26 protein-coding genes are annotated in these 25,733 nt (G+C 65.0%); 12 read left to right on the forward strand and 14 right to left on the reverse strand.

The window, feature by feature from the left end:
* Positions 1–277: 277 nt before the first annotated feature.
* The 11 genes from HK108_RS06690 to HK108_RS06740 all read right to left on the reverse strand — a co-directional run bounded on the left by HK108_RS06690 (position 278) and on the right by HK108_RS06740 (position 14,745).
* Positions 278–2,680 carry a transglycosylase domain-containing protein gene (locus HK108_RS06690; RefSeq protein ID WP_181270936.1) on the reverse strand — a complete coding sequence of 801 codons (2,403 nt, stop codon included), beginning with the start codon at positions 2,678–2,680 and terminating at the stop codon, positions 278–280.
* Positions 2,681–2,735: 55 nt separating this feature from the next.
* Positions 2,736–3,683, reverse strand: a complete 948-nt coding sequence (locus tag HK108_RS06695; RefSeq protein ID WP_181270937.1) for a metallophosphoesterase — start codon at positions 3,681–3,683, stop codon at positions 2,736–2,738.
* A gap of 85 nt (positions 3,684–3,768) precedes the next feature.
* Positions 3,769–4,677, reverse strand: coding sequence for a metal ABC transporter permease (locus HK108_RS06700; protein ID WP_139468718.1), 909 nt, complete (start codon positions 4,675–4,677; stop codon positions 3,769–3,771).
* On the reverse strand, positions 4,674–5,543 hold the full coding sequence (locus HK108_RS06705; RefSeq protein ID WP_181270938.1) for a metal ABC transporter ATP-binding protein: 870 nt from the start codon (positions 5,541–5,543) through the stop codon (positions 4,674–4,676). The genes HK108_RS06700 and HK108_RS06705 overlap by 4 nt, the downstream gene beginning before the upstream one ends.
* 2 nt (positions 5,544–5,545) lie before the next feature.
* Positions 5,546–6,616 (reverse strand): metal ABC transporter solute-binding protein, Zn/Mn family, encoded by a 1,071-nt coding sequence (locus tag HK108_RS06710; RefSeq protein WP_181270939.1) that lies wholly within the window; start codon positions 6,614–6,616, stop codon positions 5,546–5,548.
* Positions 6,617–6,992: 376 nt separating this feature from the next.
* A complete protein-coding gene (locus HK108_RS06715) occupies positions 6,993–8,045 on the reverse strand; it encodes an aspartate-semialdehyde dehydrogenase (protein ID WP_181270940.1) in 1,053 nt (350 codons plus the stop codon).
* On the reverse strand, positions 8,042–9,367 hold the full coding sequence (locus HK108_RS06720; RefSeq protein WP_139468722.1) for an aspartate kinase: 1,326 nt from the start codon (positions 9,365–9,367) through the stop codon (positions 8,042–8,044). The genes HK108_RS06715 and HK108_RS06720 overlap by 4 nt, the downstream gene beginning before the upstream one ends.
* Positions 9,368–9,730: 363 nt before the next feature.
* Positions 9,731–9,964, reverse strand: coding sequence for a helix-turn-helix domain-containing protein (locus tag HK108_RS06725; RefSeq protein ID WP_139907175.1), 234 nt, complete (start codon positions 9,962–9,964; stop codon positions 9,731–9,733).
* The gene (locus tag HK108_RS06730) at positions 9,964–10,593 is read right to left on the reverse strand and encodes a DUF2975 domain-containing protein (protein WP_181270941.1); all 630 of its coding nucleotides are present in this window, start codon (positions 10,591–10,593) and stop codon (positions 9,964–9,966) included. The genes HK108_RS06725 and HK108_RS06730 overlap by 1 nt, the downstream gene beginning before the upstream one ends.
* 145 nt (positions 10,594–10,738) lie before the next feature.
* Positions 10,739–11,344, reverse strand: coding sequence for a recombination mediator RecR (gene recR / locus HK108_RS06735; protein WP_025780860.1), 606 nt, complete (start codon positions 11,342–11,344; stop codon positions 10,739–10,741).
* Positions 11,341–14,745 (reverse strand): DNA polymerase III subunit gamma and tau, encoded by a 3,405-nt coding sequence (locus tag HK108_RS06740; protein ID WP_181270942.1) that lies wholly within the window; start codon positions 14,743–14,745, stop codon positions 11,341–11,343. Before HK108_RS06740 ends, recR begins: the two co-directional genes overlap by 4 nt.
* Positions 14,746–14,837: 92 nt before the next feature.
* Here HK108_RS06740 and HK108_RS06745 point away from each other — a divergent pair, with 92 nt between their 5' ends.
* Genes HK108_RS06745 through HK108_RS06780 form a run of 8 tightly spaced genes read left to right on the forward strand, consistent with a single transcriptional unit; the run spans position 14,838 to position 20,607 of the window.
* Positions 14,838–15,500 (forward strand): DUF1707 SHOCT-like domain-containing protein, encoded by a 663-nt coding sequence (locus tag HK108_RS06745; RefSeq protein WP_181270943.1) that lies wholly within the window; start codon positions 14,838–14,840, stop codon positions 15,498–15,500.
* Positions 15,497–15,763 (forward strand): hypothetical protein, encoded by a 267-nt coding sequence (locus tag HK108_RS06750; protein ID WP_139907172.1) that lies wholly within the window; start codon positions 15,497–15,499, stop codon positions 15,761–15,763. The genes HK108_RS06745 and HK108_RS06750 overlap by 4 nt, the downstream gene beginning before the upstream one ends.
* Positions 15,764–15,794: 31 nt before the next feature.
* Complete coding sequence (locus HK108_RS06755) at positions 15,795–16,823, forward strand: GNAT family N-acetyltransferase (RefSeq protein ID WP_181270944.1); 1,029 nt, start codon at positions 15,795–15,797, stop codon at positions 16,821–16,823.
* 24 nt (positions 16,824–16,847) lie between these two features.
* Complete coding sequence (locus HK108_RS06760) at positions 16,848–17,498, forward strand: DUF4178 domain-containing protein (RefSeq protein WP_309136068.1); 651 nt, start codon at positions 16,848–16,850, stop codon at positions 17,496–17,498.
* Positions 17,498–18,109, forward strand: coding sequence for a DUF2617 family protein (locus tag HK108_RS06765; RefSeq protein ID WP_181270945.1), 612 nt, complete (start codon positions 17,498–17,500; stop codon positions 18,107–18,109). Before HK108_RS06760 ends, HK108_RS06765 begins: the two co-directional genes overlap by 1 nt.
* Positions 18,106–18,546, forward strand: coding sequence for a hypothetical protein (locus HK108_RS06770; protein ID WP_218973644.1), 441 nt, complete (start codon positions 18,106–18,108; stop codon positions 18,544–18,546). The genes HK108_RS06765 and HK108_RS06770 overlap by 4 nt, the downstream gene beginning before the upstream one ends.
* Before the next feature lie 28 nt (positions 18,547–18,574).
* Entirely contained in the window at positions 18,575–19,003 is a 429-nt protein-coding gene (locus HK108_RS06775) for a DUF350 domain-containing protein (protein WP_052240077.1), read from the forward strand.
* Positions 19,000–20,607 carry a polyamine aminopropyltransferase gene (locus HK108_RS06780; protein WP_229664005.1) on the forward strand — a complete coding sequence of 536 codons (1,608 nt, stop codon included), beginning with the start codon at positions 19,000–19,002 and terminating at the stop codon, positions 20,605–20,607. Before HK108_RS06775 ends, HK108_RS06780 begins: the two co-directional genes overlap by 4 nt.
* Before the next feature lie 95 nt (positions 20,608–20,702).
* On the opposite strand, the gene HK108_RS06785 is transcribed toward HK108_RS06780, so the two are convergent.
* From HK108_RS06785 to HK108_RS06795, 3 genes are all read right to left on the reverse strand, one after another.
* Positions 20,703–21,104 carry a DUF4190 domain-containing protein gene (locus tag HK108_RS06785; protein ID WP_181270946.1) on the reverse strand — a complete coding sequence of 134 codons (402 nt, stop codon included), beginning with the start codon at positions 21,102–21,104 and terminating at the stop codon, positions 20,703–20,705.
* A 103-nt stretch (positions 21,105–21,207) separates the two neighbouring features.
* A complete protein-coding gene (locus HK108_RS06790; protein WP_181270947.1) occupies positions 21,208–21,798 on the reverse strand; it encodes a TIGR03085 family metal-binding protein in 591 nt (196 codons plus the stop codon).
* Between the two features lie 67 nt (positions 21,799–21,865).
* The gene (locus HK108_RS06795; protein WP_181270948.1) at positions 21,866–22,777 is read right to left on the reverse strand and encodes a Sir2 family NAD-dependent protein deacetylase; all 912 of its coding nucleotides are present in this window, start codon (positions 22,775–22,777) and stop codon (positions 21,866–21,868) included.
* A gap of 58 nt (positions 22,778–22,835) precedes the next feature.
* On the opposite strand from HK108_RS06795, the gene HK108_RS06800 reads away from it, so the two are divergent.
* The 4 genes from HK108_RS06800 to HK108_RS06815 all read left to right on the forward strand — a co-directional run bounded on the left by HK108_RS06800 (position 22,836) and on the right by HK108_RS06815 (position 25,722).
* Entirely contained in the window at positions 22,836–23,285 is a 450-nt protein-coding gene (locus HK108_RS06800; RefSeq protein ID WP_181270949.1) for a flavodoxin family protein, read from the forward strand.
* A 155-nt stretch (positions 23,286–23,440) separates the two neighbouring features.
* Positions 23,441–23,863: a hypothetical protein gene (locus HK108_RS06805; RefSeq protein WP_181270950.1), complete on the forward strand. Its 423-nt coding sequence runs from the start codon at positions 23,441–23,443 to the stop codon at positions 23,861–23,863.
* A 13-nt stretch (positions 23,864–23,876) separates the two neighbouring features.
* Positions 23,877–24,239: a winged helix-turn-helix domain-containing protein gene (locus HK108_RS06810; RefSeq protein WP_181270951.1), complete on the forward strand. Its 363-nt coding sequence runs from the start codon at positions 23,877–23,879 to the stop codon at positions 24,237–24,239.
* A gap of 70 nt (positions 24,240–24,309) precedes the next feature.
* Positions 24,310–25,722, forward strand: coding sequence for an amidase (locus HK108_RS06815; RefSeq protein ID WP_229664006.1), 1,413 nt, complete (start codon positions 24,310–24,312; stop codon positions 25,720–25,722).
* Positions 25,723–25,733: the final 11 nt, after the last annotated feature.

Consider the following 25,733-nt stretch of genomic DNA (forward strand, 5'->3'; position numbering starts at 1 on the left):
TTCTCCTCAGTTGTTGGTGCGGCGCCGAGGCGGTCCGAGTGATCCGGTATGACCAGGCTTTCCTGGTGCGGTCGACGACGCAGGTCCGTTCCCCACACTAGCCCAGACTGGGCACGCTGGGCACCCGTGTTCCGTGGGCGGCGGTCACAGCTGTTTCGCTGCGGCGACACCCGTGAAAGTCAGACAGCGAAGGCGGGGAGGATCTGGTCCTCCCCGCCCTCGCTGGAACGGTCTCCGCTAGGTGCTATCGGCCGGTCACGACCGGCATCTCATCGGCTCAGTTGCCGCCGAGGCCAGGAGCCTCGCCGCCGCCGTCACCGCCGTCACTGCCGCCGTTGTTGCCGCCGCCGTTGTTGCCGCCGCCGTTTCCGCCGCCGCCTCCGTTGTTTCCGGAGTTGCCGCCTCCACCGCCGCCGTTGCCGCCGCCACCGGTGCCGCCACCGCCGTTGCCGTGGCTTCCGCCACCGCCGCCAGTGCCGGTGCCGCCGCCACCTCCACCGCGGCCGCCGCTGGACGAACCGCCACCACCGCCGGAGCCGCCGCCGGAGAAGTACTTGCTGCTGGGCTTCGGGAACCCGGTATTGCCCTTGGTCTCCTTCACCGCCTGGCTCATGTATGCCTGCCAGGTCTTACCGGAGATGGTCGCACCGTAGATGTGGCCTCTGACGGCGCCGGCGCCGGCGGTGCGCCAGTCCCGAGTGCCCCCCGGATCACCGGTCCAGACCGCAGTCGACAGCGTCTTGGTGAACCCGAGCAGCCAGGTGTGACCGACCTCGAAGTTCGTCGTACCGGTCTTGGCACCTGCCGGAACTCCGATCTTCAGCGAGCTCGTCGTACCGCCGTTGAACGTCTGAGTCAGCGCGTAGGCGACGCCCTTGGCCACTTCCTTGTCGAGCACTCGCTTGCAGCCTTCGCCAGGCAGGTCGAGCTTCTCGCCCTTGCGGTCCTTGATCTCAATGATCGGCTTCGGTCCGCAGAATTCGCCTTCGTTCGCGAAGGTGGCAAACGCCGCGGCCATGGCGATCGGCGTGGTCTCCGTCGTACCGAGAATCGACGACGGTGACAGGGCTTGGATGAAGCCGGACTTGTCCTTGAAGTCGAGCGCCTCTCCGCTGCCATAGCGGATGCCGAGGTCCATAGCGGTGTCCATGACATCACACATGTTCAGCTGGTTGCCCATCGCCGCATAGCCCGTGTTGACGGACTTCTTCGTCGCCTCCAGCGCGGTCATCGAACCCTTGCCTTCACCGTCGCCGGCGTTGTTCGGGTCCCAGTCTCCGCCCATATTCGGACAGCCCTCGTACTTCCAGGAGCCGGCCGGGAAGTTGCGCTTCGTCGCATTGACGGTGGTGTTGAGGCTCTTGCCTTCCTTCAGCCATGCCGTCAGGACGAAAGGCTTCCACGTCGAACCGACCTGGAAGCCACCGCCGCCGTTGTGCTTCTTGTCGACGGTGTAGTTGATCGAGGTCTTCTTGTTCTTGTCCTTCTTCTTGACCTCTCCCGCGGTGTATTCGCGGTTCTCGGCCATGGCGATGACTTCACCGGTTCCAGGTTCGATCGTCACCAGGGCGTGACCGGCGCCGGAGGGGTCGCCGACGGGGACGCGCTTCTTGATCTCCTTGTCCGCGATCTTCTGGATATCGGGATTGAGGCTCGTCTTGATCTTCAGACCGCCACGTTGGAGGAAGGCCAGGCGTTCGTCAGCCGTGTCGCCGAAGGTGTCATCATTCATAATGACGTTCTGAACATAGTTGCAGAAGAATTCTGCCTTGCTCTTGGCTGCCGAACAGCCGTTCGGTGTCTCATGCAGGTCGAGGTCGAGGTCGGTCTTGACCGCCTTGTCGTATTCCTTCTGCGTGATGTGGTCGTACTTGAGCATCTGCCCGAGCACGGTGTTGCGACGCTTGAGCACCTGGTCGGGGAACCGCTGCGGGTTGAACGCCGAGGGGTTCTGCACGATTCCGGCGAGCATCGCCGACTGCTGGATGTTGAGATCCTTCGCGTGGATGCCCCAGTACCGGTAGGCGGCGGCTTCGACACCGTAGACGTTCGGGGAACCCGAATAGTTGTTGATGTTCATGTAGCGGTTGAGGATTTCCTTCTTGTCGTACTTCTTCTCAACCGCGACAGCGAGTTTGGCTTCGCGCAGCTTACGCGCATAGCCGGCGGTGCCTTCGGACTCCTTCGCCGCAGCCACACCTTCGGAGTCCTCCTCGGCATGCGCGTTCTCTGCCAGCACGTTCTTCACGTACTGCTGGGTCAGCGTCGATCCGCCCTGAGTCGTCGAGGACACCATATTGTGCACCGCTGCACGAGCAATGCCCTCGATGTCGACACCGCCGTGTTCGAAGTACCGGTAGTCCTCGACGGCGATCGTCGCATTCTGCATATCCTTCGAGATCTTATCCAGCGGGACCTCCTGGCGGTTCTGCCAGTAGAACTCCGCAAGCTCGGACCCATCGGAGGCAAGCATCGTCGACTTCTCACCGAGGTCCTTGATCTCCAAGGTCGCGGGGAGTGAATCGAAGATCTCGACAGCGCTGTTCGCACTGGCTGTTGCGACACCGACTCCGGGAATGGCCAGACCGGCAGCGACGATTCCCGCCACTGCGCTGACGGCCACGAACTGCATGAACGCGCCCATTTTTGTGGGTGGGGCGTTTGACTCAGGAGACACCATGGTAGCCAGTTTAACGAATTTGCCTTGTGCAAATCTTCAGAAACCGCTGAACGGGTTAGGCCATTGCGACGAGTTCCAAGACGCTGACTTCAGGTCGGCAGGCGAAACGCACTGGTGAGTACGGTGAGAATCCGAGACCGGCGGACATGGCGACGAGGCTCTTCCGGTACGGAAAGACTCCGCGTGCGCGTGTCCGATCGAGGTCGCAGTTCGTCACCGGCGCACCCCAGAAGGGCACGCGGATCTGTCCCCCGTGAGTGTGTCCGGCCATGATGAGGTCCGCCCCCGCCGAGGCGAACGCCTCCAAGGTCCGCGAATACGGGGCATGGGTCACGCCGACCTTGAGACCGGCCTCGGAATCGAACCGCGGATGCTCAAGCACGCCCTTGCCGGGTGCTCCTCCACTCCAACGGATCCGGTCGCGGTCGATATGGGCGTCGCCGAGCCCGGTGAAGTGGATCCGGGTGCCCTTGATCGTCAGGGTCGCCTCGGTGTTGTCGAGGAAATGCCATCCCTGACCGCCGGCCGTCGAGTCCGACGGGGATGTCGGTTCTTCGAATCCGCGGACGAGGGCCCCTACGTCGAGATCGGGGTTCACTCGGTGTTTGACCTGGGACGGCGAGCGCAGATACTTCGCGGGATTCTTCGCCTGCGGCGAGAAGAAGTCGTTCGACCCCAGGACGAAGACACCGGGTGTGTCGAGCAGACCGGAGAAGACGTCGAGGACGTCGGGCACGATATCGGCCGAGAGGTTGTCACCGGTGTTGACGACGACGTCCGGTTCGAGCCGGGTGAGCGCTTTGACCCAAGAGGCACGGTGCTTCTGCCAGGGCGCCAGGTGCAGGTCGGCGACGTGGAGGATCCGGATGGATTCGGCTCCGGCGGGCAGGATCGGCAGGGTGTGGCGGCGGATGGCGAAGAGGTGCGGTTCGATGACCGCACCCCAGATTCCGGCGGCCGTGGGGGCGGCAAGAGCACCGGCGAGGAGAGCGCGCTTCTTCATTCCCCCAACTCTATCCGCTCCCAGAACTACCTGACGGCGGCCCAGCAACCTCGCGCGAGGTTGCTGGGCCGCCGTCAGGTAGCAACTAGGGAGTGGGAATGGGGGTGTTGTGTTCTCTTGCGGCGCGGTGGGCGCGGCGGCGGTGCAGGGATTCCATCCGGCGACCGCCGACGAGACGGCAGACGACGTAGATGAGGAACGAGATCGTCGTGACGAACGGGCTGATCGGGACCACCGGTGAACCGAGCGCAATGAGGATTCCACCGACCGAGGCGGTCACGGCGAAGATCACGCTGAGCACCGGAACCCACACCGGCGAGGCCGAGAGCTGGGTTGCTGCGGCGGCCGGGGTGATGAGGAGAGCGAGGACGAGGAGGACACCGACGACCTGCACGCTCAGCGCCACCGCGAGTCCGAGGGTGAGCATGAAGACGATGGTGAGCACACTGACCGGCACACCTTTGGCCCGTGCCACCTCGGGGTCGAGGCTGGAGAACATCAGCGGACGCCAGACGATCGCCAACACCACGAGTACGGCCAGCGCACAGATGATGAGGGTGAGGATCTGGCCGGGTGTGATCGCGACGATCTGGCCGGTGAGCAGCCCGAACTTGCTCGCCGCTCGCCCGTCGTAGAGGGCGAGGAAGAGGATCGCCAGCCCCAGACCGAAGGGCATGAGGACGCCGATGATCGCGTTCTTCTCCGAATCCTTGGCCCCGCCGATGCCGATGATGAGAGCGGCGACGACGGACCCGACGATCGACCCGGTCACGACGTCGAAGCCGACGAGCAGGGCGAAGGCAGCACCGGCGAAGGAGAGCTCGGAGACCCCGTGGACTGCGAAGGGGATGTCCCGAGCCATGACGAAGACGCTGATGAGGCCTCCGACAACGCCGAGCAGCGCCGCGGCGATGAGAGAATTGGCCAGCAGCGCCACGAGCTCGCCGTAATCCTCGAAGGTGAAGAGGTTGGCAAAGATCTCAGGAATGCTCATCGGTTCACCACCGTCCCGTCGAGGTCGAAGGAGTCATCGGGCAGGTTGTGGTGGTCGACGCATTCCTCTTCACCGCCGACGACGACGAGGCGGCCGCCGACGCGGACCACTTCGACCGGGGCCCCGTAGAGGCGGGACAGCGATTCAGTGGTCATCACCTCGGCGGGGGTGCCGATGAGGAAATGACCGCCGACGATGTAGAGGACCCGGTCGACATACGGCAGGATCGGGTTGATCTCGTGGGTGACGAAGACGACGGCGGCATCGCGTTCGACCCGCTGTTCGTGCAGCAGCGCGGCCACCACCTGCTGGTGGTGCAGGTCGAGGGACAGCAGCGGTTCGTCGCAGAGCAGCACCGTGGGATCGTTGGCCAGGGACTGTGCCACGCGCAGTCGCTGCAGCTCACCGCCGGAGACCGTGCCGGCGGGGGCATCGGCATAGTCGGTGGCGCCGACGGAGGCCAAGAGGTCTTCGACCTTCTTCTTTCGTCCCCGGGACAGCAGGCTCATCCCCCACCGGTGACCGTCGATGCCCATGCGCACCAGATCGCGGCCGCGCATCGGAGTGTGCGGATCGATTCCGCGCTGCTGCGGAATGTAGCCGATGGCGGGATTGCCCTTGTGCACTTCTCGACCGCCGACCTCAGCGGTGCCGGCCGACAGCGCATTCTGTCCCAGCAGCACCTTGAGCAGGGAGGTCTTGCCGGTGCCGTTAGGGCCGAGCACGGCGAGGAACTCCCCGGGCGCGACGTCGAGGTCGAGATCGTGCCAGAGCAGACGCGGGCCGAACCGCAGTTCGGCATCGCGCAGTCGAATCACCGGCTCCCGTCGCGTTGCCGGTGCGGAAGCGTCGGATTCCTTGGCCATGTTCAGTGCTTGTGCCCTTCGAGTGCGGTTGAGATTTCGGTGATGTAGCCACCCATCCAGTCGGCGTAGTGCGTTCCCGAAGGCATGGTCTCGGCGAGGTCGACGACCGGGACGTCGGAGTCCTCAGCGGTGGACTTCAAGGCCTCTGCCTGCGGACCTGCCGCTTGAGTATTGTATCCAAGCAGCACGGCATCTCCATCGGAGATCTGCTTCTCCGCGGCCTTGAGCACCAGCGGCGGCACATCATTGCCCTCTTCGACGGCGGCGAGGAACTCCATCGAGGTGACGTTCTCGAGCCCCATATCGTCGAACAGCCACAGCGGAATCGGTTCGGTCGCAGCGACCTTCTCGCCGCCGTGCTCCTTCTTCACCGCATCGATATCATCCTGCAGGGCGGACAGCTGCGCCTTGTACTCTTTCGCGTTCTCCTCGAACTCGCCCTGATGTTCCGGCAGGGCCTCGCCGAGGTGGGTCGCCGCCTCGTCGACGAGCTTCGTCATCGTCGGGACCGAGTACCACAGGTGTTCGTTGAATAGTCCGTGATCGTGGCCTTCGTGGCCCGCATCATCGTGGCCCTCTTCGGCATGTTCATGGTCATGTGCCTCCTCACCCTCGTGAGCGTGCCCGCCGCCGTGGGCTTCCTCGTCGTCATGGCCCTCACCGTGTTCATGGTCGTGGGGCTCGTTGCCGAGACCTTCCGAGCCGGGCAGGCCCGAGATCGAAACGGTATCGATGATGTCGACGTCAGTACCGGAGGCATTGAGCATTCCGGTCATGAATGCGTCGTAGCCGCCGCCGTTCTGTACCACGAGGTCGGCCTTCGACAGTTTGAGTCGATCCTGCGTGGTCGCCTCGTAGGAGTGAGGATCCTGGTTCGGATCATCGATGATCGGGCTCACCTCGGCGAAATCGCCGGCGACTTGGGAGACGATGTCGGCGTAGACGTTGGTCGAGGTCACCACGCGCAGTGCCCCGGCGTCGGCTTCGGAGGCCTGTCCCCCGCAGCCGCTGAGGACCAGCGTCGCCGAGGAGGCGATGGCAGCGGAAGTGAGAAGAATGCGCGAGGAGGTCATGAGGAGCCTTTCTAAGGCATCGAGGATGAAGCAACATCGTCGACGATACTCAGATCAGAGGCCCGCCACTAATATAAATATTTATATATAGCAACGCTTTTATATGTTCTGGCCGCTTTCGACACTTGGCACCCATACCGTCACCCGAGGTCCGCTCGTTCAAGGCGGAGCGCGCTTTTCGTTCCGTGTACCGCGTGCAATCTGCGGTTGCGCTTGAACAAGTTCGACCGGCGTGCGGGAACTCTGGATAAACGAGCGTGGCCTTGAACGAGACTGCCGCTGACGGGCAGTCGAGTGCGACTGTGGGAAACAACGAACCGCCCGAAAGCGTGTGCTTCCGGGCGGTTCATCACCTGACTGTCGTTGCCTTGCCGGCTCAGGCGGCCTTCGCCTCGAGCTTCTTGGCCAGCAGGGCGGCGATCTGGACAGTGTTCAGTGCCGCGCCCTTGCGCAGGTTGTCGTTGGAGACGAAGAGGACGAGTCCCTTGCCTGCTGGTGCCGACTGGTCGGCGCGGATGCGGCCGACGTAGCTGTCGTTCCGACCTGCAGCCTTGAGCGGGGTCGGGACCTCGTCGAGGGAGACTCCGGGTGCCTGCGACAGGATTTCGGTGGCCTGCTCGGGGCTGATGTCGGAGTCGAATTCGGCGTGGATGCTCAAGCTGTGTCCGGTGAAGACTGGCACGCGCACGCAGGTGCCGGCGACCAGCAGGTCGGGCAGGCCGAGGATCTTCCGGCTCTCGTTGCGCAGCTTCTTCTCTTCATCGGTTTCGTTCTGCCCGTCGTCGACGACCGATCCGGCCATCGGCAGGACGTTGAACGCAATCGGTTCGACGTAGTTGTCAGGCTCCGGCAGGCTCACCGCGTTTCCGTCGGTGGTGAGCTTGCGCGCATCGGGCAGACCGGCTTCGAGCTGACCGGCGAGCTCCTCGACCCCGGACAGACCCGAACCGGACACTGCCTGGTAGGTGGCCACGATGAGACGGCTCAGTCCGGCCTTGTCATGGAGAGCCTTGAGCACGGGCATGGCGGCCATGGTCGTGCAGTTCGGGTTCGCGATGATGCCCTTGGGCGGCTCATCAAGGGCATCCGGGTTGACCTCACTGACGACAAGCGGAACCTCCGGGTCCGAACGCCACGCCGAGGAGTTGTCGACGACGATGGCACCAGCCGCGGCGAAACGCTCGGCCTGTGCCTTCGACGTCGCCCCACCAGCGGAGAACAGGGCGATATCGAGTCCGCTCGGATCCGCCTCGGTGGCATCTTCGACGGTGATCGGCTGACCCTTGAAGTCGATCGTCTTCCCGGCCGAACGGGCCGAGGCGAAGAGCCTCAGGGCCCCGATCTCGAACCCGGGATCGTCGGCCAGCAGGTCGAGCATGACTCCGCCGACCTGGCCGGTCGCACCGACTACTCCGATATTGACGCTCATCGTCCGGTACCTCCGTACACCACTGCTTCGTTGTCTTCACTGTCGAGTCCGTAGGCGGCATGAGCGGCACGGACCGCGTCGTCGAGCAGGTCTGCTCGGGTGACGACGCTGATGCGGATCTCCGACGTGGAGATCATGTCGATATTGACCTGGGCTTCGCTGAGCGCTTCGAACAGGGTCGCGGTCACGCCCGGGTGGGAGCGCATTCCGGCGCCGACGACGGAGAGCTTGCCGATCTGGTCGTCGTAGCGGACCTGGTCGAAGCCGATCTCTGCCTTCACACCGTCGAGGGCCTCGAGCGCCTTGGCTCCGTCGTCCATGGGCAGGGTGAATGAGATGTCCGTCTTCCCCGGCTCGCGGGTGGAGATGTTCTGGACGATCATGTCGATGTTGGCTTCCTGCTTGGCCAGAGTCTTGAAGATCTCAGCGGCCTTGCCGGGGACATCGGGAACACCGACGATCGTGACCTTGGCTTCCGAGCGGTCGTGGGCGACGCCGGAGATGATTGCCTGTTCCATGGTGGACTCCGTTTCTGGTTCCGCTGCCGGGGTCGATGATCCCCGGCCCTGGCGGAAGGCTTCGGGGATGGGTGAATCGGTCACCCAGGTTCCTTGGTTGCGAGAGAATGAGGACCGCACGTGCACCGGCACGTTGTAACGGCGGGCGTATTCGACGCAGCGGAGCATGAGGACCTTGGCGCCCGAGGCGGCCATCTCCATCATCTCTTCGTAGCCGATCTCATCGATCTTGCGCGCCGTGGGCACGATCCGCGGATCCGCGGTGAAGACGCCGTCGACGTCGGTGTAGATCTCGCACACATCGGCGTCGAGCGACGCGGCCAGTGCCACAGCGGTGGTGTCGGAGCCGCCACGGCCGAGTGTGGTGATGTTCTTCGCAGTCTGGCTGACGCCCTGGAATCCTGCGACGATGGCGACGTATCCCTCGTCGAGGGAGGACCGGATGCGGCCGGGAGTGACGTCGATGATTCGGGCCTTGCCGAACTGCTCATCGGTGATGACTCCGGCCTGGGAGCCGGTGAAGGACTGGGCTTCGAAGCCGAGGTTGGCGATCGCCATGGCCAGCACCGCCATCGAGATGCGCTCACCCGCGGTCAGCAGCATATCGAGTTCGCGGGCGGGGGGCATGGGGGAAACCTGTTGGGCCAAGTCGATGAGATCATCGGTACTGTCACCCATGGCCGACACCACGACAACTACTTCGTGACCGGCTTGACGGTACTCGACAATTCGTTTGGCCACCCGCTTGACCGATTCCGCATCGGCTACCGAGGACCCACCGAACTTCTGGACGACTATGCTCACTGCAGTATCTTCCTTATCGCTGATAAGTTCCGTGCCAGGCGATCGATTCCATGGTTCCAAGCATGGAGGTCTCGTGCTGCATCGATCAGGATTTCAGCCGTGTCGGGCTCCCGGCACCTGAACCATTGTATGAGGTGCGTCATTCCGCTTCACCTTCGCCCGTCATTCAGACACCGCCTGACCGGGCCGAATGTCCGCCCCTGCGGACCCGAGCGTTGACTGTGCACATAGGCGAGGCGGCGGTTGGTCACCGGGCGTTCAGCCCCTGCTCAGAAATCGTTATAAACGAGGCATCGCGGAACGCCGGATTCACTCGCCGAGGCGGCCCGCCGGCTTCGTGCCGACGGGCGCTGCTCTTGACGGTCAGTCCGATCGTCGCTCCACGGTGAAGAGGTCACCAGGCTGACAGTCGAGGACCTCGCACAGAGCGATGAGAGTGGAGTAGCGCACGGCCTTCGCTCTGTTGTTCTTGAGCACGGAGAGGTTCGCGAGCGAGACCCCGACGCGTTTGGACAATTCGGTCAGGCTCATGTCTCGCCGGGTCAGCAGACTGTCGAGGTGGCAGATGACCCGGGAGGAGTCGAATTCCTCGACCATCACACGAGCCCTTCGAGCTCTTCTTGAGCTTCGCGTCCTGATCTGAAGCACCGCCGCAGCAGTTCGGCGCCGCCGACGACCCCGAGAACGAAGAATGCGTGGACGACGGTGATTCCCGGCTCCACTTCATCAGCGATGCCGATATCGGCGGAGATCCAGTTGCCGCCGGGAACCTTGGTGATGAAGTGGAGAATCCACCCGATCGCCACGATCCACTCGAACGCCGCAAAGGCGCGGGATGCCCGGGGCGTGAAGGGTGTTCCCGCCGCGATGTCACGGATGACAGGCACCAGGGAGATCGCGGCCGCCAACACGGTGAGGATAAGAGTGACTTCGGCAATGGTCACCAGCACGACCGCCCCGGCCGAGACGTCGGCCGTCGGAACGACGATCTCGGTGAGTTCGGACAGCGATACCGCTCCGTTCCCGGCATCGAGCGAGGAGGCGGAGCCGTCGGAGAAGTCCACCGTCACCGCCACTTCGGAGCGGATCATTCGCGTGACGAGATCAGTGACGGCATAGATGACGTAGAAGCCGACCGCCAAACCGATCCATAGTTCGTAACCTGTTCCGAACGCCTTGCGCTTCTGAGGTTCGCCGTCCGGCCTCTGTTCCTCTGTCGGTGACATGACAACGCCTTCCCGTCCCGGCGAGCAGCAGACGAGCTTTCCGCCGACCTTCGCCGCATCCGATGATTTATCGTTTGTCGATATATCGATAAACAATATGTTTCACGATTATCGATATGGTGTCAAGAGGGCGAAACCGAGGCGGTCAGTCGATTTCGCGACGACCGGAGAATGCCCGACCGAGGGTGACTTCGTCGGCGTATTCGAGGTCGCCGCCGACGGGCAGCCCCGAGGCCAGGCGGGTGACGGTCACGCCGAGTGATCCGAGCAGGCGGACGAGGTAGGTGGCGGTGGCTTCGCCTTCGAGGTTCGGGTCGGTGGCGATGACGGTCTCCTTGACCTCACCGTCCTGCAGACGCGTCATGAGCTCTTTGATCCGCAGGTTGTCGGGCCCGACTCCGGCCATCGGGTCGATCGCTCCGCCGAGGACGTGGTAGAGGCCCCGGTATTCTCGGGTCCGTTCGATTGCGACGACGTCCTTGGGCTCTTCGACCACGCAGATCATCGACCGATCGCGGCGCGGGTCCTGGCAGACCGTGCATTCGGCCTCCTCGGAGACGTTTCCGCAGATCTCGCAGAACCGCACTCGCTTCTTCACGTCGGTGAGCGCCTGGGCCAGCGCATTGACGTCCTGCGAGTCCGTCTGCAGGATGTGGAACGCCAGACGCTGGGCCGATTTCGGCCCGATGCCCGGAAGCTTGCCGAACTCTTCGACCAAGTCCTGAAGGGCACCTTCGTATACAGCGCTCATACTTCTCTTTCGTCAATGATTTCGCCGCCGAGGACCCGTGCGATCACATCGACGCCCATCTGCGGCGCTTCGGAGACGTCGAGGTCCGTTTCCGGATCATACTCGTCCTCGTCCGATCCCGACCCTTGCGGGTAGGGGTTCGATCCCGGCGCCGAGGCAGCCCCCGGTGCTGTCCCGTCTGCCGGGTTGGCCTGCGGAGCAGATCCGTAGCCGGGTCCGGCAGGCGGAGTGGTGGTGGCACCGTGCTTTTCGGCAAGTGCGGCGAAGCGCGATTTGAACGGTTTCGCCTCTCCCCCATGGGTCGGTGGCGGCGACTGCACGGCAGGTGCCGACTGGTCGAAGGCACTTCCTCCGAAGTCGCTCGTGGTGTCGCCGAGATCGGGATAGTCGAGATCGTCGTCGGGCGGCGGAACGACGACGGCGCCGACGTCGACAGCTCCGCTGCCGGCGCTCGTCTCGTCGACGTCGGTCGAGGCTGTGCCTGTCGATGCCGCATCGACCGGTGAGGAGTCGATCGGGGAGGGACCGTCGTTCCAATTCGGTTCGTCCCACCGCGGTTCGACATATTCCATCGGCGAATCGTCGGCGAAGCCGGACGACCTTGCTGGAGCTGGTTCCTGCTCGCGCGAGTGGTCAGACCGTCCGAAGTCGTCGGTCGGTGCGTTACCGGAGTCGGTCGACTCGGTTCCGGTGTCTGTCGGCGCACCGAAGAAGTCGTCGTCGGACAGGTCGGGCACAACGACGTCCGGGACCGCTGGTTCGGAAGAATCGTGGTCAGGATCTCTCGGCTCAGGAGCAGTCCAGTCTGATCCTTCAGAGTCGGCCGAGTCCGCAGCGGGAACCTGAGCGACCGAGGATTCCGGCTCAGACTCGGCCGATCCCTCTTCGGTGGTTTCGGCCGGTTCACCGGGGTTGTCCTGAGGTGTGGGTTCAGTCGGAGGGCCCGGCTGTTCCCCCTCCTCGTCGTCGGAGGACCAGGGCCCCTGCGTCGGGCCGCTGGGTTCCCAGAACTTCTCGTGGTCAACCTGTGGTTTGTCGACTTCACGAGTACCGACGACTGCGGCGACCTCCTGCGGACTCGGGCGTCGCTGGCTAGGCGCCGGTCCGTGATTGCCGCCGGAGTCATTCATGGGCGGAGCCGAGGATCCTTTGCCCTGGCTGCCACCGCCGGCAGTTCCTCCGCCGATCCGACCGACATCACCGACGTCGATACGAGCCTGGATACCGAGAACGTCGTTGATCGCCGCCGCGAGTTTGGCCGCATGGTCACGCTGCTGGAATCCCTGCACGGATCCGGCGTTGTTGAAGCCGAGGTAGACGACCCCGTCGGAGAACGACTGCGGGATCGCATTGGCCGCGATGATCGCTCGTGTCAGTCGGCTGCGCTTCTCCACCGAGGCGAGGATGCTCGGCCATGCTCGGCGGATCGCTTCGATCTCACCGCCGATGTCACCGGATCCCGCCACCGAGGTCGCTTCCGGCGCCGCTGCCTGCTCGGACTGTTGTGAGCCATCGCCAGGTCCGGCTGGTGACGCAGACGCGGGAGCCGACTGGCGCTGAGGCTGGTTCGCCGGCGCGGAGTCCGGTGCAGAGCTGTGTGCGGAGGCACCGGCAGAGCCCTGTCTCTGCTGGTTGTCCTGGACAGATTGCGACTCATTCTGCGGCGCGCCCGACGCTTCGGCCGCAGGCTCGGGCGGCGAATCGGGAGATGGCTGCTGTTCCTGCGCCGGCTGGCCGTCAGCTGCGCTCCGGGGATCCTCAGCAGACTGCTGCTGCGGACCCGCGTGCGCGGTCTGAGATTGAGGCCCGGACGGCGATGCCTGCTCCGGCTCGGTCTGGCCATCGTGCTGAGACGACTGAGCCTGCTGATCCGACTGTTCTTGTTGCTCGGCCTGCCCTTGCGCCCCCTGCCGATCAGATTGACGCTGCTGCCCTTGCTCAGGCTGCTGCCCTGGCTGCGCCACCGGTTCGTTGAGCATCGACTCGGCGGCCGCGGCCATGGCCGCGATGTCGTCGAAGTCGTCGTGAGCTGCGCTCTGGGGCTGACCGGCGGTCGCATCCGCATCCGGTGCTCCGGCCCCGCGGCCCGGCGCACCAGGCGACGCATCACCTGCCGGCGGTCGACCGCCCGACTGTCCCTGATCGACAGCAGGTGCCTGCCCCTGCACAGGGGCTTGCGCCGCGCCCTGATCCGGGACTGCCTGCGGCGGCGGCACGTTCGCTGCCACACCGGTGGCCGACATGCCGATGCGACGTTCCATCCGCTCCATACGACTGAGCACAGCATCCCGGCTGCGGCCGGAACCGGGCAGCAGAATGCGGGCACAGATGAGTTCGAGCTGCAGCCTCGGCGAGGTGGCACCCGACATCTCCGTCAGTCCCACGTTGAGCAGGTCTGCGGCGCGGGAGAGTTCGCCTTGTCCGAAACCATTGGCCTGCAGGGTCAGCCTCTCCAGGCGGTCCGGCGGCACTTCGGGCAGGAAGGCATGGGCCGCCTCGGGGGCGGCGTTGATGACGATGAGATCCCGGATGCGCTCGAGCAGATCTTCGACGAAGCGCCTCGGATCCTGACCGGATTCGATGACCCGCTCCACCGCACGGTACACCCCGGCACCGTCGCCGGCGGAGAACGCATCGACGATGTCGGACAGCAGCGAATCCGGAGTGTATCCGAGCAGCGCGACGGCTCGACCGTAGTCGACTCCATCGGGCCCAGCCCCGGCGATGAGCTGGTCGAGGACCGACAGCGTGTCACGCACCGATCCCCCTCCGGCCCGCACGACCAGCGGCAGCACGCCCTTGGCCACCTGCACACCCTCACGAGCGCACAGCTCCTCGAGGTAGTTGCCCAGGGCCTCCGGCGGCACCAGTCGGAACGGATAGTGGTGGGTCCGCGACCGGATCGTGCCGATGACCTTCTCGGGTTCGGTCGTGGCGAAGATGAACTTGATATGCGGCGGCGGCTCTTCGACGATCTTGAGCAGAGCGTTGAAGCCCTGCGAGGTGACCATGTGCGCCTCATCGAGGATGAACACTTTGTACCGATCGCGCGCGGGCGCATAGACGGCACGTTCACGCAGGTCACGGGCATCATCGACGCCGTTGTGGCTGGCCGCGTCGATCTCGACGACATCGAGCGAGCCGGGTCCGCCGTTGGCCAGATCCCGACAGCTCGGGCATTCCCCACACGGCACCGGGGTAGGTCCCTGCTCGCAGTTGAGGCACCGGGCCAGGATCCGCGCCGAGGTGGTCTTACCGCACCCGCGCGGGCCGGAGAACAGGTAGGCATGGTTGATGCGGCCACGTTCGATGGCGGCCTTCAGCGGATCGGTCACATGCTCTTGACCGATGACCTCGTCGAAGGTCTCTGGGCGGTATCTTCTGTACAGTGCGGTGGACACGTCCCCTAGCCTAATGCCAACGGCTGACACGAGACACGGCCCCGGACTCCCCGCCGTTGTCGCCGACTTCCCGATCAGGCACGATAGAGATCATGAGCTCAGCCACCCCCTCCCCCGACGAGAACGACCCCGCAAAGACCTTCCGCATCGGCCACAAAGAGCGCGATGAAGCGATCGAGCTTCTGCGCGAAGCCGCCGGTGACGGTCGGATCACGGTCGACGAGCTCGACGAACGGATGGAGAAGGTCCAGTCCGCGAAGTTCCCCATCGACCTCGACGCGGTGCTCGCCGACCTCACAACCGAGCTGCCCTCCGATCGCTTCCGCCCCGCCTCGGCGATCGCCCCTGCCCCTGGCCGCGCGATGGCGATCACGGGGCATGACCGCTTCGATCCGCTCGTCATCAAGGCCGGCTGGGAGTCCGCGGTCCGCCGCGCCAGGTGGGCGGTCCCGCCGTATATCCGCTGCGAACCGTCGATGTCGAACATCGAGCTGAACTTCCTCGAGGTCGAGACCGATCTCGAGGTCATCGAGATCGAGATCGTCGCCGGTATGGGCTCGGTCACCGTCGTCATCCCCGACGACTGGGCGGTCAACGTCGACCAGCTCTCAAAGTCCTGGGGAAGCGTGAAATCCGTGGTCGACGCCGTTCCGACCGGCCGCCGGCCTCTCGTGCGCGTGGGCGGATCGATCGGCATGGGCTCGTTCAAGGCCCGCTTCGCGAACTACTTCGACCGTCGGCGAATGGCGAAATGATGCAGCCCGGGCTCGGCGCGGTCATCTTCCTCACCCTGTGCATCATCGTCGTCTTCTGCGTCGGTGCCTTCCTCGTGTACCGGGTGATGAACACTCCCGGTTCTCATATCGGCTCCCGCCTGCCCAAACACGATCCCCACGCCGAGGCGGCCCCAACCGACACGTCCGACCGCGCTTCCGCTGCGGACCCGTCCGACCCCGAGGGAACGAACAGCACCGACGACCCTGACCGTCCCGAGGACCCCGAACCGCGGCGTCCTTGAAAACCGGCACCTACCGTGATCGACTTTCACTATGTCTGAGATTCAGATCACGCGCATCGCCGCCGACGATGAATCTGCGCTGCTGACGTGGAACGACGTCATGCGCACCGCTTACACCGAGGGCCGCACCGCCGCCTGGTGGCGCAGCGCCGAGACGACGCTGACCCAATTCGCCCACCCGCGCCCGGGAGGACAGGACATCGCCCTGGTGGGCCGGCTCGGCGAGGAGATCATCGGCGGCGTCGAGATCAGTCTCTCCCCCGAAACTCCGACCGATATCGAACTCGGTGTCCTCTCGGCTCACCGTCGGCAGGGTTTCGGCACTGCCCTCGCCGAGGCGGCCGCACAGTTCCTCGATGATGGTGACGATTCCTCGGAGATCGTGCAGACCGAAACCTACTGCCCGGCCGGGGTCGCCTTCGCGCAGGCGCACGGGATGAGCATCGGCAACGAAGAGCACCGGCTGCTGCTCGACCTGCCCGCCTACCTGGACGCCGATGCGAATCGGTACAAGGATTCGGGGGCGTCGACGGTTGTGCCGGTGATCAGGGAGGACCCGGACTTCTCGGTCACCTCATGGATCGGAGCCTGCCCCGAGGAGGTGTTGGAGTCCTGGACCCAGCTGCGTGTGCAGATGGATGAGGACGTGCCCGTCGGCAAGCTCACCCGCTCCGCCACCCATGCCAGCACTGCGGCGATCCGCTGCCATGAGGAGCGGATGGAAGAGCAGGGCTGGACCTTGGTCAGCTCGATGGCGCACGTGGGCGAACTCGCCGTCGGCTATACGGAGATCATGGTCTCGTCCCACGATCCGCAGATCGTCATCCAGGAGGACACGCTCGTCGACCGTGCCTATCGAGGCCGCGGGATCGGGCGGGCACTCAAGGTCGCGAACCTGCGTCAGCTGCCCGCGGTCGCGGCGACCGTCTCGGCGAAATGGGTGCAGACGTACACGGCGACGGACAACGAACCGATGCTCGCACTCAACCGCGACCTCGGGTTCTTCATCGCCGATACGATGACCGCTCTGGAGAAGAAGTCCGATCACAGCCGCGCGTGAGATTCCGGTCGACTAGAGTGGGCGGTGACCCGTCCGGCCATCGAATCGAAGCAGACCGCCGTGCCCACAGAACTCCTCATCGCCGTCCTCGTCTTCATCATCGTCGTCCTCGTGACCGTGCTCGTCATCCGCTCTCGCGCCAACAAGGCCCGCAAGCAGGAGCAGACGCAGCAGCCGACCGCCCCGCGCGATCCCTTCGCCGCCGACCAGAACACCGGCGGTGATCCCGAGACCATCAAGGCCGGCGATCTCCTCGAATTCGGCAACGAGAAGTTCTTCGTCCGCGGCACTCTGCGCATCTCCGAAGGCGGCTACGACTGGGCCGAGCACTTCTTCCAGGCCGACGCCTCGGCGACCCGCATGTGGCTGAGCGTCGAACGCGACCCCGACGTGCAGATCGCCCGCTGGCGCGACCGCCCCGACCTCGACATCGAACCGAAGGCCCGGACCATCACCATCGACGGCACCGACTACGACCTCGTCGAGCACGGCACCGCATCCTACCGGTCCGAAGGCACCACGGGACTGAATGAGAAGGGCGGGGTCGACTATGTCGACTACGAATCCGGCGACGGCCGCCTGCTCGCCTTCGAACGCTTCGACCACGGACGCTGGGAAGTGAGCACGGGAGAGACCATCCCGACCGGCTCCTTCACCATCTACTCCGGCAGCTGATGCTCACCCTCCCCCGCCCGCTCGACGTCCCCTTCACCGACACCAGTGCCGAGGCGCTGCGGCTGAGCCTCGACCACGACCGGATCGCCCCGTTGGCTGCCCACCGCATCGATGTGCCCACAGCAGCCGCACCCACTGACACAGAGTCCACCCCCGCCGAGGAGGCACCGCACCTCACCCTGACACTGACCGTCATCGGCTCCTCCCACCAGGCGATCCTGAGCGCCGGGCCCACCGATGCGTTCATCGAGACCTTCGCCTGCCTCGGCGAGGATGGGGACGATTCGTCGCAGACACGACCGCGGTGGGACCGCGAACACATCCGCCACGGTCGGTGGGCCGGTTTCACCGAACACCGATTCACCGCGACCCGCACCCACGTGTCCGGGGACTTCCCGACGGCCGCCGCCGAGGTGCTCGCCGCCGGTGCCGACCGTGCCCTCACCGCAGACGACCACCTCTCGGTCGCGTTCCCCGGACAGCCCGGCGCACTGACGGCACTGTCGCTGACCTGCGCAGAACCCGAACGGATCGCCTGGCAGTCGTGGCACTGCTACCCGCAGCATGGAGAGATCGTGCACAGCAGCTCCGAATTGAGGAGGCCGACATGAGCCAGGGACCGAACGTCTCGATGGGCGGCGGCTCTTTCGATTTCGACCGCGAAAACTCCGGTCCATCCGGCCCCCAGCGTCCCAGCGGACCGCAGCGGCCCGGCGGCGGATCGGGGCGGAAGCCGCGCCGCATCGGCTGCGGAACGATCATCTTCTTCGTCGTCATCCTCATCGTCATCGGCAATATGTTCCGAGGCTGCGGTTCGTCCGGGTCGTCGGCGAACTGCGGCGACTACGACCTCAGCAACGGCCAATACGTCTCGAACCCCGGCGAGGGCGACTACGTCAAGAACGGCAGCAGCTATGACTACGTCGGCTGCGATACATCCCGCTCCGGAGGCGGCGGCTTCTTCTTCCTCCCGTTCTTCACCGGCGGCGGATCGAACTACGGCGACGGCTCCGGCTTCCGCGGCGGCGGACCGGGCACCGGAAAATAGGCACGATCAGGCACAGCGAAAGGCAGACATGCTCCTGAATTACCTCATCTACGAGACCGGAGTCGTCCTCTCCTATGCGGGCTGCGGACTCCTCCTCATGGTCATCGGCTACTTCGTCGTCGACCTGCTCACCCCGGGCAAGCTCCACGTCATCCTGTGGGAGCAGAAGTCGCGCAATGCCGCGGTCCTCGTCGCCTCCGACCTGGCCGGAGTCGCGATCATCGTCATCGCAGCCATCCGCGCCAGCTCCGATGACCTGGCCGCGGGCATCCTGTCCACCCTCGTCTTCGGCATCCTCGGCATCATCCTCATGGGAGTGAGCTTCGTGCTCATCGGCCTGCTCACCCCGGGCAAGACCGGCGACATCATCAACTCCCCACAGATGCACCCCGAGGTCTGGGTCAACGCCACCGCCCACCTGGGCATCGCGGGCATCATGGCCGCAGCCCTCCTTTGAATACCGCTGACGACGGCTCCGGCACCACCACCGAGGCGGCCCGACCGATCACCCTCCCGATGCGTCCGGGGCCGGCCCGATTCTTCGTCCTGCTCGCCGTGTTCATCTGCGCGAGCTGCGGAATGGTCTACGAGCTCGCGCTCGTGGCCTTGGGGTCCTATCTGCTCGGCGACACCATCGTCCAGGCCTCCATCGTCCTGGCCGTCATGGTCTTCGCCATGGGTGTGGGCTCGCTGGCGACCAAGCGGCTGACCGGGTTCGCCGCGGTCTCCTTCGCCCTCATCGAGGCGGCCCTGGGCATCATCGGCGGGCTCTCCGTCATCCTGCTCTATCTCGCCTTCGCTTTCGCCGACGTCTACACGGTGGCCATGGTGGCCCTCGCGTTCGTCATCGGCGCGCTCATCGGCGCGGAGATCCCGCTGCTCATGGAGCTCGTCCAACGCATCCGCGCGCAGAAGGCCTCGAGCGCAGTGGCCGACCTCTTCGCCGCCGACTATGTGGGCGGACTCATCGGCGGGCTCGCCTTCCCGTTCCTCCTGCTGCCGCTGCTCGGTCTGCCGCGCGGTGCGCTGGCCGTGGGGATGACGAACGCACTGGTGGGCATCCTCATCGTCCTCTGGCTCTTCCGCTCCGAACTCAGCCGCGCCGCCCAACTCATGTTGGCAGCGCTGCTTGTGCTCATCCTCGGCGGGCTCACCGTTGTGTGGGTGTATACCGACGACATCGAAGTCACCACCCGGCAGCGTCTCTACCGGGATCCGATCGTGTATTCGCAGCGGTCGGACTACCAGGAGATCGTGCTCACCGAGGCGACGAGGACCGGTGATACGCGGCTGTTCCTCAACGGGGATCTGCAGTTCGCCTCGGCCGATGAGTACCGCTATCACGAAAGCCTCGTCCATCCGCTGCTGAACGGTCCGCGGCGCAACGTCCTCGTCCTCGGCGGCGGCGATGGATTGGCCGTGCGCGAGATCCTCAAGTATCCCGACGTCGAGTCAGTCACGCTCGTCGACCTCGACCCCGCGGTCCTCGAACTGGCGAAGACCTCGGAGCACTTCACCGCGTTCAACGACGACTCCCTCGACGATCCGCGGGTGACAACGATCGCCGCCGATGCCTTCACGTGGCTGCGGGAGGCGAAGCATTCGGCCTATGACGCGGTCATCGCCGATCTTCCCGACCCCGATGATGTGGCGACGTCGAAGCTCTACAGCATCGAGTTCTACGGGCTCATCCGCCAGGTGATGTCCCCGGAGGCGCGCCTCGTCGTCCAGGCCGGCTCCCCCTATTTCGCCCCTGAAGCCTATTGGGGCATCGGTGAGGCCGTCGCCGAGGCGGGACTGTCGACGACTCCGTATCACGTCGATGTCCCCAGCTTCGGTGATTGGGGATATTTCCTCGCCGATCTCGACGGGGAGGGCCCCGAGGTGACCGTGGCCGATGATGCTCCGGACGGATTGAAATTCGCCACCGCCGAGGTGCTCGCCGCCTCGACGACGTTCCCACCGGACCGTGATCGCGCGGCTGTGGGCAAGGTCGAAGCCTCGACGCTGCTGCACCCGCGTGTCCTCGACCAGGAACGCGGAGCCTGGGTCGGATACTGAATTCGTCTGACACGAGCTTCTCAAATCGGCAGAGGGCCGACCCACATGGGTCGGCCCTCTGCGGTTTCTCTGTCGGTGTTGCCTTCTTGTCGCGGTCAGCCGGCCATGAGGCTGGCCAGGCCGCCGACGATGCCGAAGGAGATTCCGAGTGCCCATCCGAGGACAAGGAGACCGAGGAAGACGAGGCCCAAGATGAAGCCCCATTTGCCCATCTCGTTGTCTCCGAAACCTGCTTCCTGTGAGCGCTTGCGCGCCATGTGACCGGTGATGATGCCGACGACGGGTCCGATGAAGTTGAATCCGAGGAAGGTCGACAGGGTCGCCACGAGCGAGACGATGCCGAGCACCTTGCCCGGATCCTCCTCGGCACGCTGGCCATTGCGGTACTGCGTCGGGTAGCTCTGCGGTGCTTCGTACTGCCCGGCGGACGGGCGTGGGTACTGTCCCGCGGAGGTCTGGTCGAACTGATCGGGAGTCGGGGTGGGTGCTGCGTTCATGGTGCTGGTCTCCTTGGTATCGGCTGTTGATACCAGCCTAGGAAGACGTCACCGGACGCCGACAGGGACCAATCCCCCGACCTGGATAGGGTTTTCCCGAAGTTCAGCGCACGTCAACGAGTGCGTGTTCAACCCGTCCCATGAGATAGAGAAGCAGCTCGAGAGGTGCCCCGGTGATCGTCGTGGCCTCACCGCTGCCCTTCTTCCCTGCTGTGCGGGTACCGAAGCCCGGGGCTTCGATCGTCACGGGCCCCTTCGCCTTCGCCGCGTAGGGCAGGAGGGCCACCTTCGTCTGTGCCCACACAGTCGCGGTCTCCGCCTTCGACAGCCGACGCGGAATCCATTCGATCGCGGCGCGGCGGATGTCTTCGTGGTGGACGAGGAACTCGGTCGTGTTCATCACCGTCTCCACTCCCGGCAGGGCGCCCGGGGTCCACTTCGGCGGTGCGGCGACGAGTCCGAGCAGCCGGCTGAACGGCATCTCGGCGTACTCGTCTTCCTTCGCCTGCAGGCGGTCGGAGAACTTCGGCATGAAGATGCCCGCGGCAGCGCGGGGATGACGTTCGCGGATGACGAGGTGGGTGGCAAGGTCCCTGACCGTCCACCCTTCACACAGGGTGGGTGCGTCGTCCCCGGCACGGCGGGCTGTGTCGACAAGGCGCAGTCGTTCGGCGCGAGCCAGATTGTCTCTCATGACTCTCAGTCTTCCATTCCCGGCTTGGACTCCCCTGGATGCCTGGCCGAATCGCCGCCTGATCTCCTCACCGGCTTGCCCACGCGGTGACGAAGTCGGCGACGCGGGAGATCGACCGGAAGTCGGCGAATTCGTCTCCGCGGGTCGGCCCGTCGGTGACGATGACGACGGGTTTGCTTTCCTTCGCAGCCGTCCTGACGAACCGCAGTCCCGACAGCACTGCCAGCGAGGACCCGAGCACCACGAGTCCGGCAGCCTCGTCGGCGATCCGATTGGCTGCCTGGACCCTGGCGGCCGGGACGGAATCGCCGAAATAGACGACATCGGGCTTGAGCAGTCCACCGCATTCGGGGCAGTCGAGGACTGCGAATCCGGCAGTATCCTCGAGTTCGACGTCGCCGTCGGGTGCGGTTTCGACGTCGATGGGGTCGATGCCGACCTCCTCGGCGAAGTCCGGGTTGAGTTCGCTCAGTCTCCGCTGTACCCAGTCGCGGTCGAACAGGTGTCCGTTGCTCAGGCAGATCACTCGGTCGAGGCTGCCGTGGAGGTCGATGACGGGACTCGGCGCCGGGGCTCCGGCGTCGTTCCCGCGGTCGGCGGCGACCGCCTCGGCGGCGGCCTGATGGAGTCCATCGACGTTCTGGGTGATGATCCCGGCCACGGACAGCTCGGCCAGGGCGAGGTGAGCTTGGTTCGGGCGAGTGCCGCGCATCCGCGGCCAGCCCATCCATGACCGCGCCCAGTACCTGGCTCGCTGATCGGGGTGGGAGAGAAAGGTCTGGATCGTCATCGGTTTCCGCGGCGGGGAATCCGGTCCACGGTAGTCGGGCACGCCGGAGTCCGTGCTCATTCCCGCCCCGGTGAGCACCGCCCATTCCGCATCGGAATAGGTCTTCGTGAGCATGTCGATGATCTCGGCATCGGGGTGGCTGGCTTCCGGACGCACACGTCCGCGCAGGGGGTCGAAGATGACTGCCATGGCTCCACTGTAGACATGGCAGCTGACGGAGGGCACCGGCCGGGGCTAGGGTGGGGCCATGGTCAACGTTCTGCTCGTTCATCATTCCCCGTCCGCTGCGACGGTACGGATCGCCGAGGCGGCCGAGTCCGGGCTGCGTATGCCCGAGCTCGGCGACATCGACGTCACCATCCGCCCGGCGCTGGAGGCAAGTGTTGCTGATGTGCTCGCCGCGGATGCCTATGTGCTCGGCACGACCGCGAACTTCGGCTATATCTCCGGCGCCCTCAAGCACTTCTTCGACACCACCTATGACGCGGTGCGCGAACCGACCGCCGGCAGACCGTTCTCCTACTGGATCCACGGCGGCTACGACACGACCGGTGCCGAAACCGCGATGAAGCAGATCACGACCGGCCTGGGCTGGAAGCTCGCCTTCGACCCCCTCATCTTCACCGGCGAAGTCACCGAGGAGCATTTGGAGAAGGCCACGGAGCTGGCCGCCACAGTCGCAGTCTCCACCCCCTAATTACTACCTGACGGCGGCTCAGCAACCTCGCGCGAGGTTGCTGAGCCGCCGTCAGGTAGTAATGGGGAGTTTTTGGTGAAAGTACTTTCCAACATGGAAAATAGTTGGTACTGTGGAATCACTTCCAAAGAGCAACCCCAATCAGAGGAATCGACATGAACGCGAACCCCACCCCGCAGCAGGCTGCAGATCTTCTCAGCCAGGTCGAAGCGAACCAGTCCCGGGCGCGCAGCGGCGATGCGTGGCCGCTGGTCACACTGCTCTTCGTTCTCTCCGCCGGACTCTCCGTCGGCCTCATGACCATCGGCATCATCGACGACAACACGACTCAGCTCATCGTCGCCGGAGCCGGACTGAGCTGGATCATTCCCGCCCTGGTCGTCTATCTCGTCAAGGCCCTGTCCTGGAGCCGCCGCTCCACCGCCCTGCTGCTGATATGGCTGGGCGTCATCATCGTCGCCTTCGTCGCCGGCGTTATGGCCGATTCGTTCGCAGCCGGCGGTCCGATCCCGTTCATCGCCGCAGGACTGCTGTGGATCGCCGCCCCGGCCTTCTCCCTGTTGGCCCTGCGCCGCTGAGGAGGGACCGACGATGACTGCGAAACATAACTCCGCGACCGAACCAGAGGACGCGCGCACCGAAGACGAGACGATCCCCCACCTCGGCGACTCTCTGTCCCGGCTCGAACCGGAGCTCAACAACCCCACGAGACTCGGCATCGTGTCGAGCCTGACGAGCCGGGACAGGGCCGAGTTCAAACTGCTGCGCGACAGTCTCGGCGTCTCCGATTCCGTGCTCTCCCGGCACATCACCGCACTCGAGAAGGCCGGAATGATCGAGGTGAAGAAGGGGTACGTGGGCAAACGCCCGCGCACCTGGGTCTCGATCAGCAAAGACGGGAGCAGACGTCTCGAGGCACACATCCAAGCACTGCGGGAACTGGCCGGAGAATAGCCCCGTAGATGACTGTTCACCCTGGTGAGAAGATCGGCTAAGGTGATGGAAACCGATGCAGGGAGGCATGATGACCACACCGACGAGCACCGAGATCCCGTTCCTCGAGCTCCACGAAGTCTCGACACTCATCCGAACCAGGCAGCTGTCCTCGCGTGAGGTCACCGAAGCGATGCTCGAACGCATCGATAGCCTCGAGCCCCGACTGCAGGCCTTCGCCACGGTCATGGCCGAATCGGCCCTCGCCGAGGCCGACCGCGCCGATTCCCTCCTGTCCCGCGGCAACTGGCTCGGCGATCTGCACGGTGTCCCCGTGGCGGCGAAGGATCTTGCGAACACTCACGATGCACCGACCGGTGCGGGCACCACGATCCATGCGGACTTCCGCCCAGATTTCGATGCCACCGTCGTCGCTCGACTGCGAACCGCCGGAGCCGTCGTCCTCGGCAAACTGCGGCTGACCGAGGGAGCGTTCACCGGTCACCATCCCGACCTGCCGACCCCGGTCAACCCGTGGGATGCCGACACCTGGTCGGGAGTCTCCTCCTCAGGGTCAGGTGTGGCCACTGCGGCCGGACTCTGCTTCGCCTCGCTCGGCTCGGACACCGGCGGATCGATCCGCCTTCCGTCCTCGGCCAATGGCGTCACGGGACTCAAACCGACCTGGGGCCGAGTCTCCCGCCACGGCATCTTCGCACTCGCTCCCAGCCTCGACCACATCGGGCCGATGACCCGCAGCTCCCGTGATACCGCGATCGTGCTGCGGGCCATCGCCGGCCACGATCCGGCCGATCCCACCTCGTCGCTCGAATCGGTACCGGACTACCCCAATACGCTGCGCGTCGACGAAGCCCCGGTCGTCGGTTTCGACCGCAAGCTGGCCGAAGAGCACTTCGACGCCGCGACGAATGCGATGCTCGAAGACACCATCGAAACGGTGACCGGCCTGGGCTGGCGGGTGCTCGAGGTCGAAACTCCCGGTTTTGAGGCCGCGGCCAAGGAATGGACGGCTCTGTGCGGGATCGAGACCGCCGGTGTCCACGCGGCGACGTATCCGGCCCGGGCGGACGAATACGGCCCCGACCTGTCCGGCCTCATCGAGATCGGGCGCGGACTCTCCGCCATCGACTATCACCGGCTGCTCGAATCGCGGAGAGACTTCACCGGCCGTATGCGCACTCTCATGGCCGATATCGATCTGCTCCTGCTGCCGGGAATCGGCGTCGGCTCACCGACGATCGCGCAGATGGCGAACCTGGGTTCCGACCAGAAGCTGTTCGCTGCGGTGACCATACCGACGGCACCGATCGACAACTGCGGAATGCCCTCGATCACTCTGCCCGCAGGGTTCACCGAACGGGGCACTCCCCTGGCAGCCCAGTTCGTCGGCGGTGACTTCACCGAACCCCTGGTTCTCGCCGCCGGTCACGCCTTCCAGCAGGTCACGGACTTCCACACCCGCCACCCGGAGATCACCGGATGAGGAGTCCGCGT

Origin of the sequence: Brevibacterium sediminis, from assembly GCF_013623905.1 — a bacterium.
GTDB classification, from domain to species: domain Bacteria; phylum Actinomycetota; class Actinomycetes; order Actinomycetales; family Brevibacteriaceae; genus Brevibacterium; species Brevibacterium sediminis.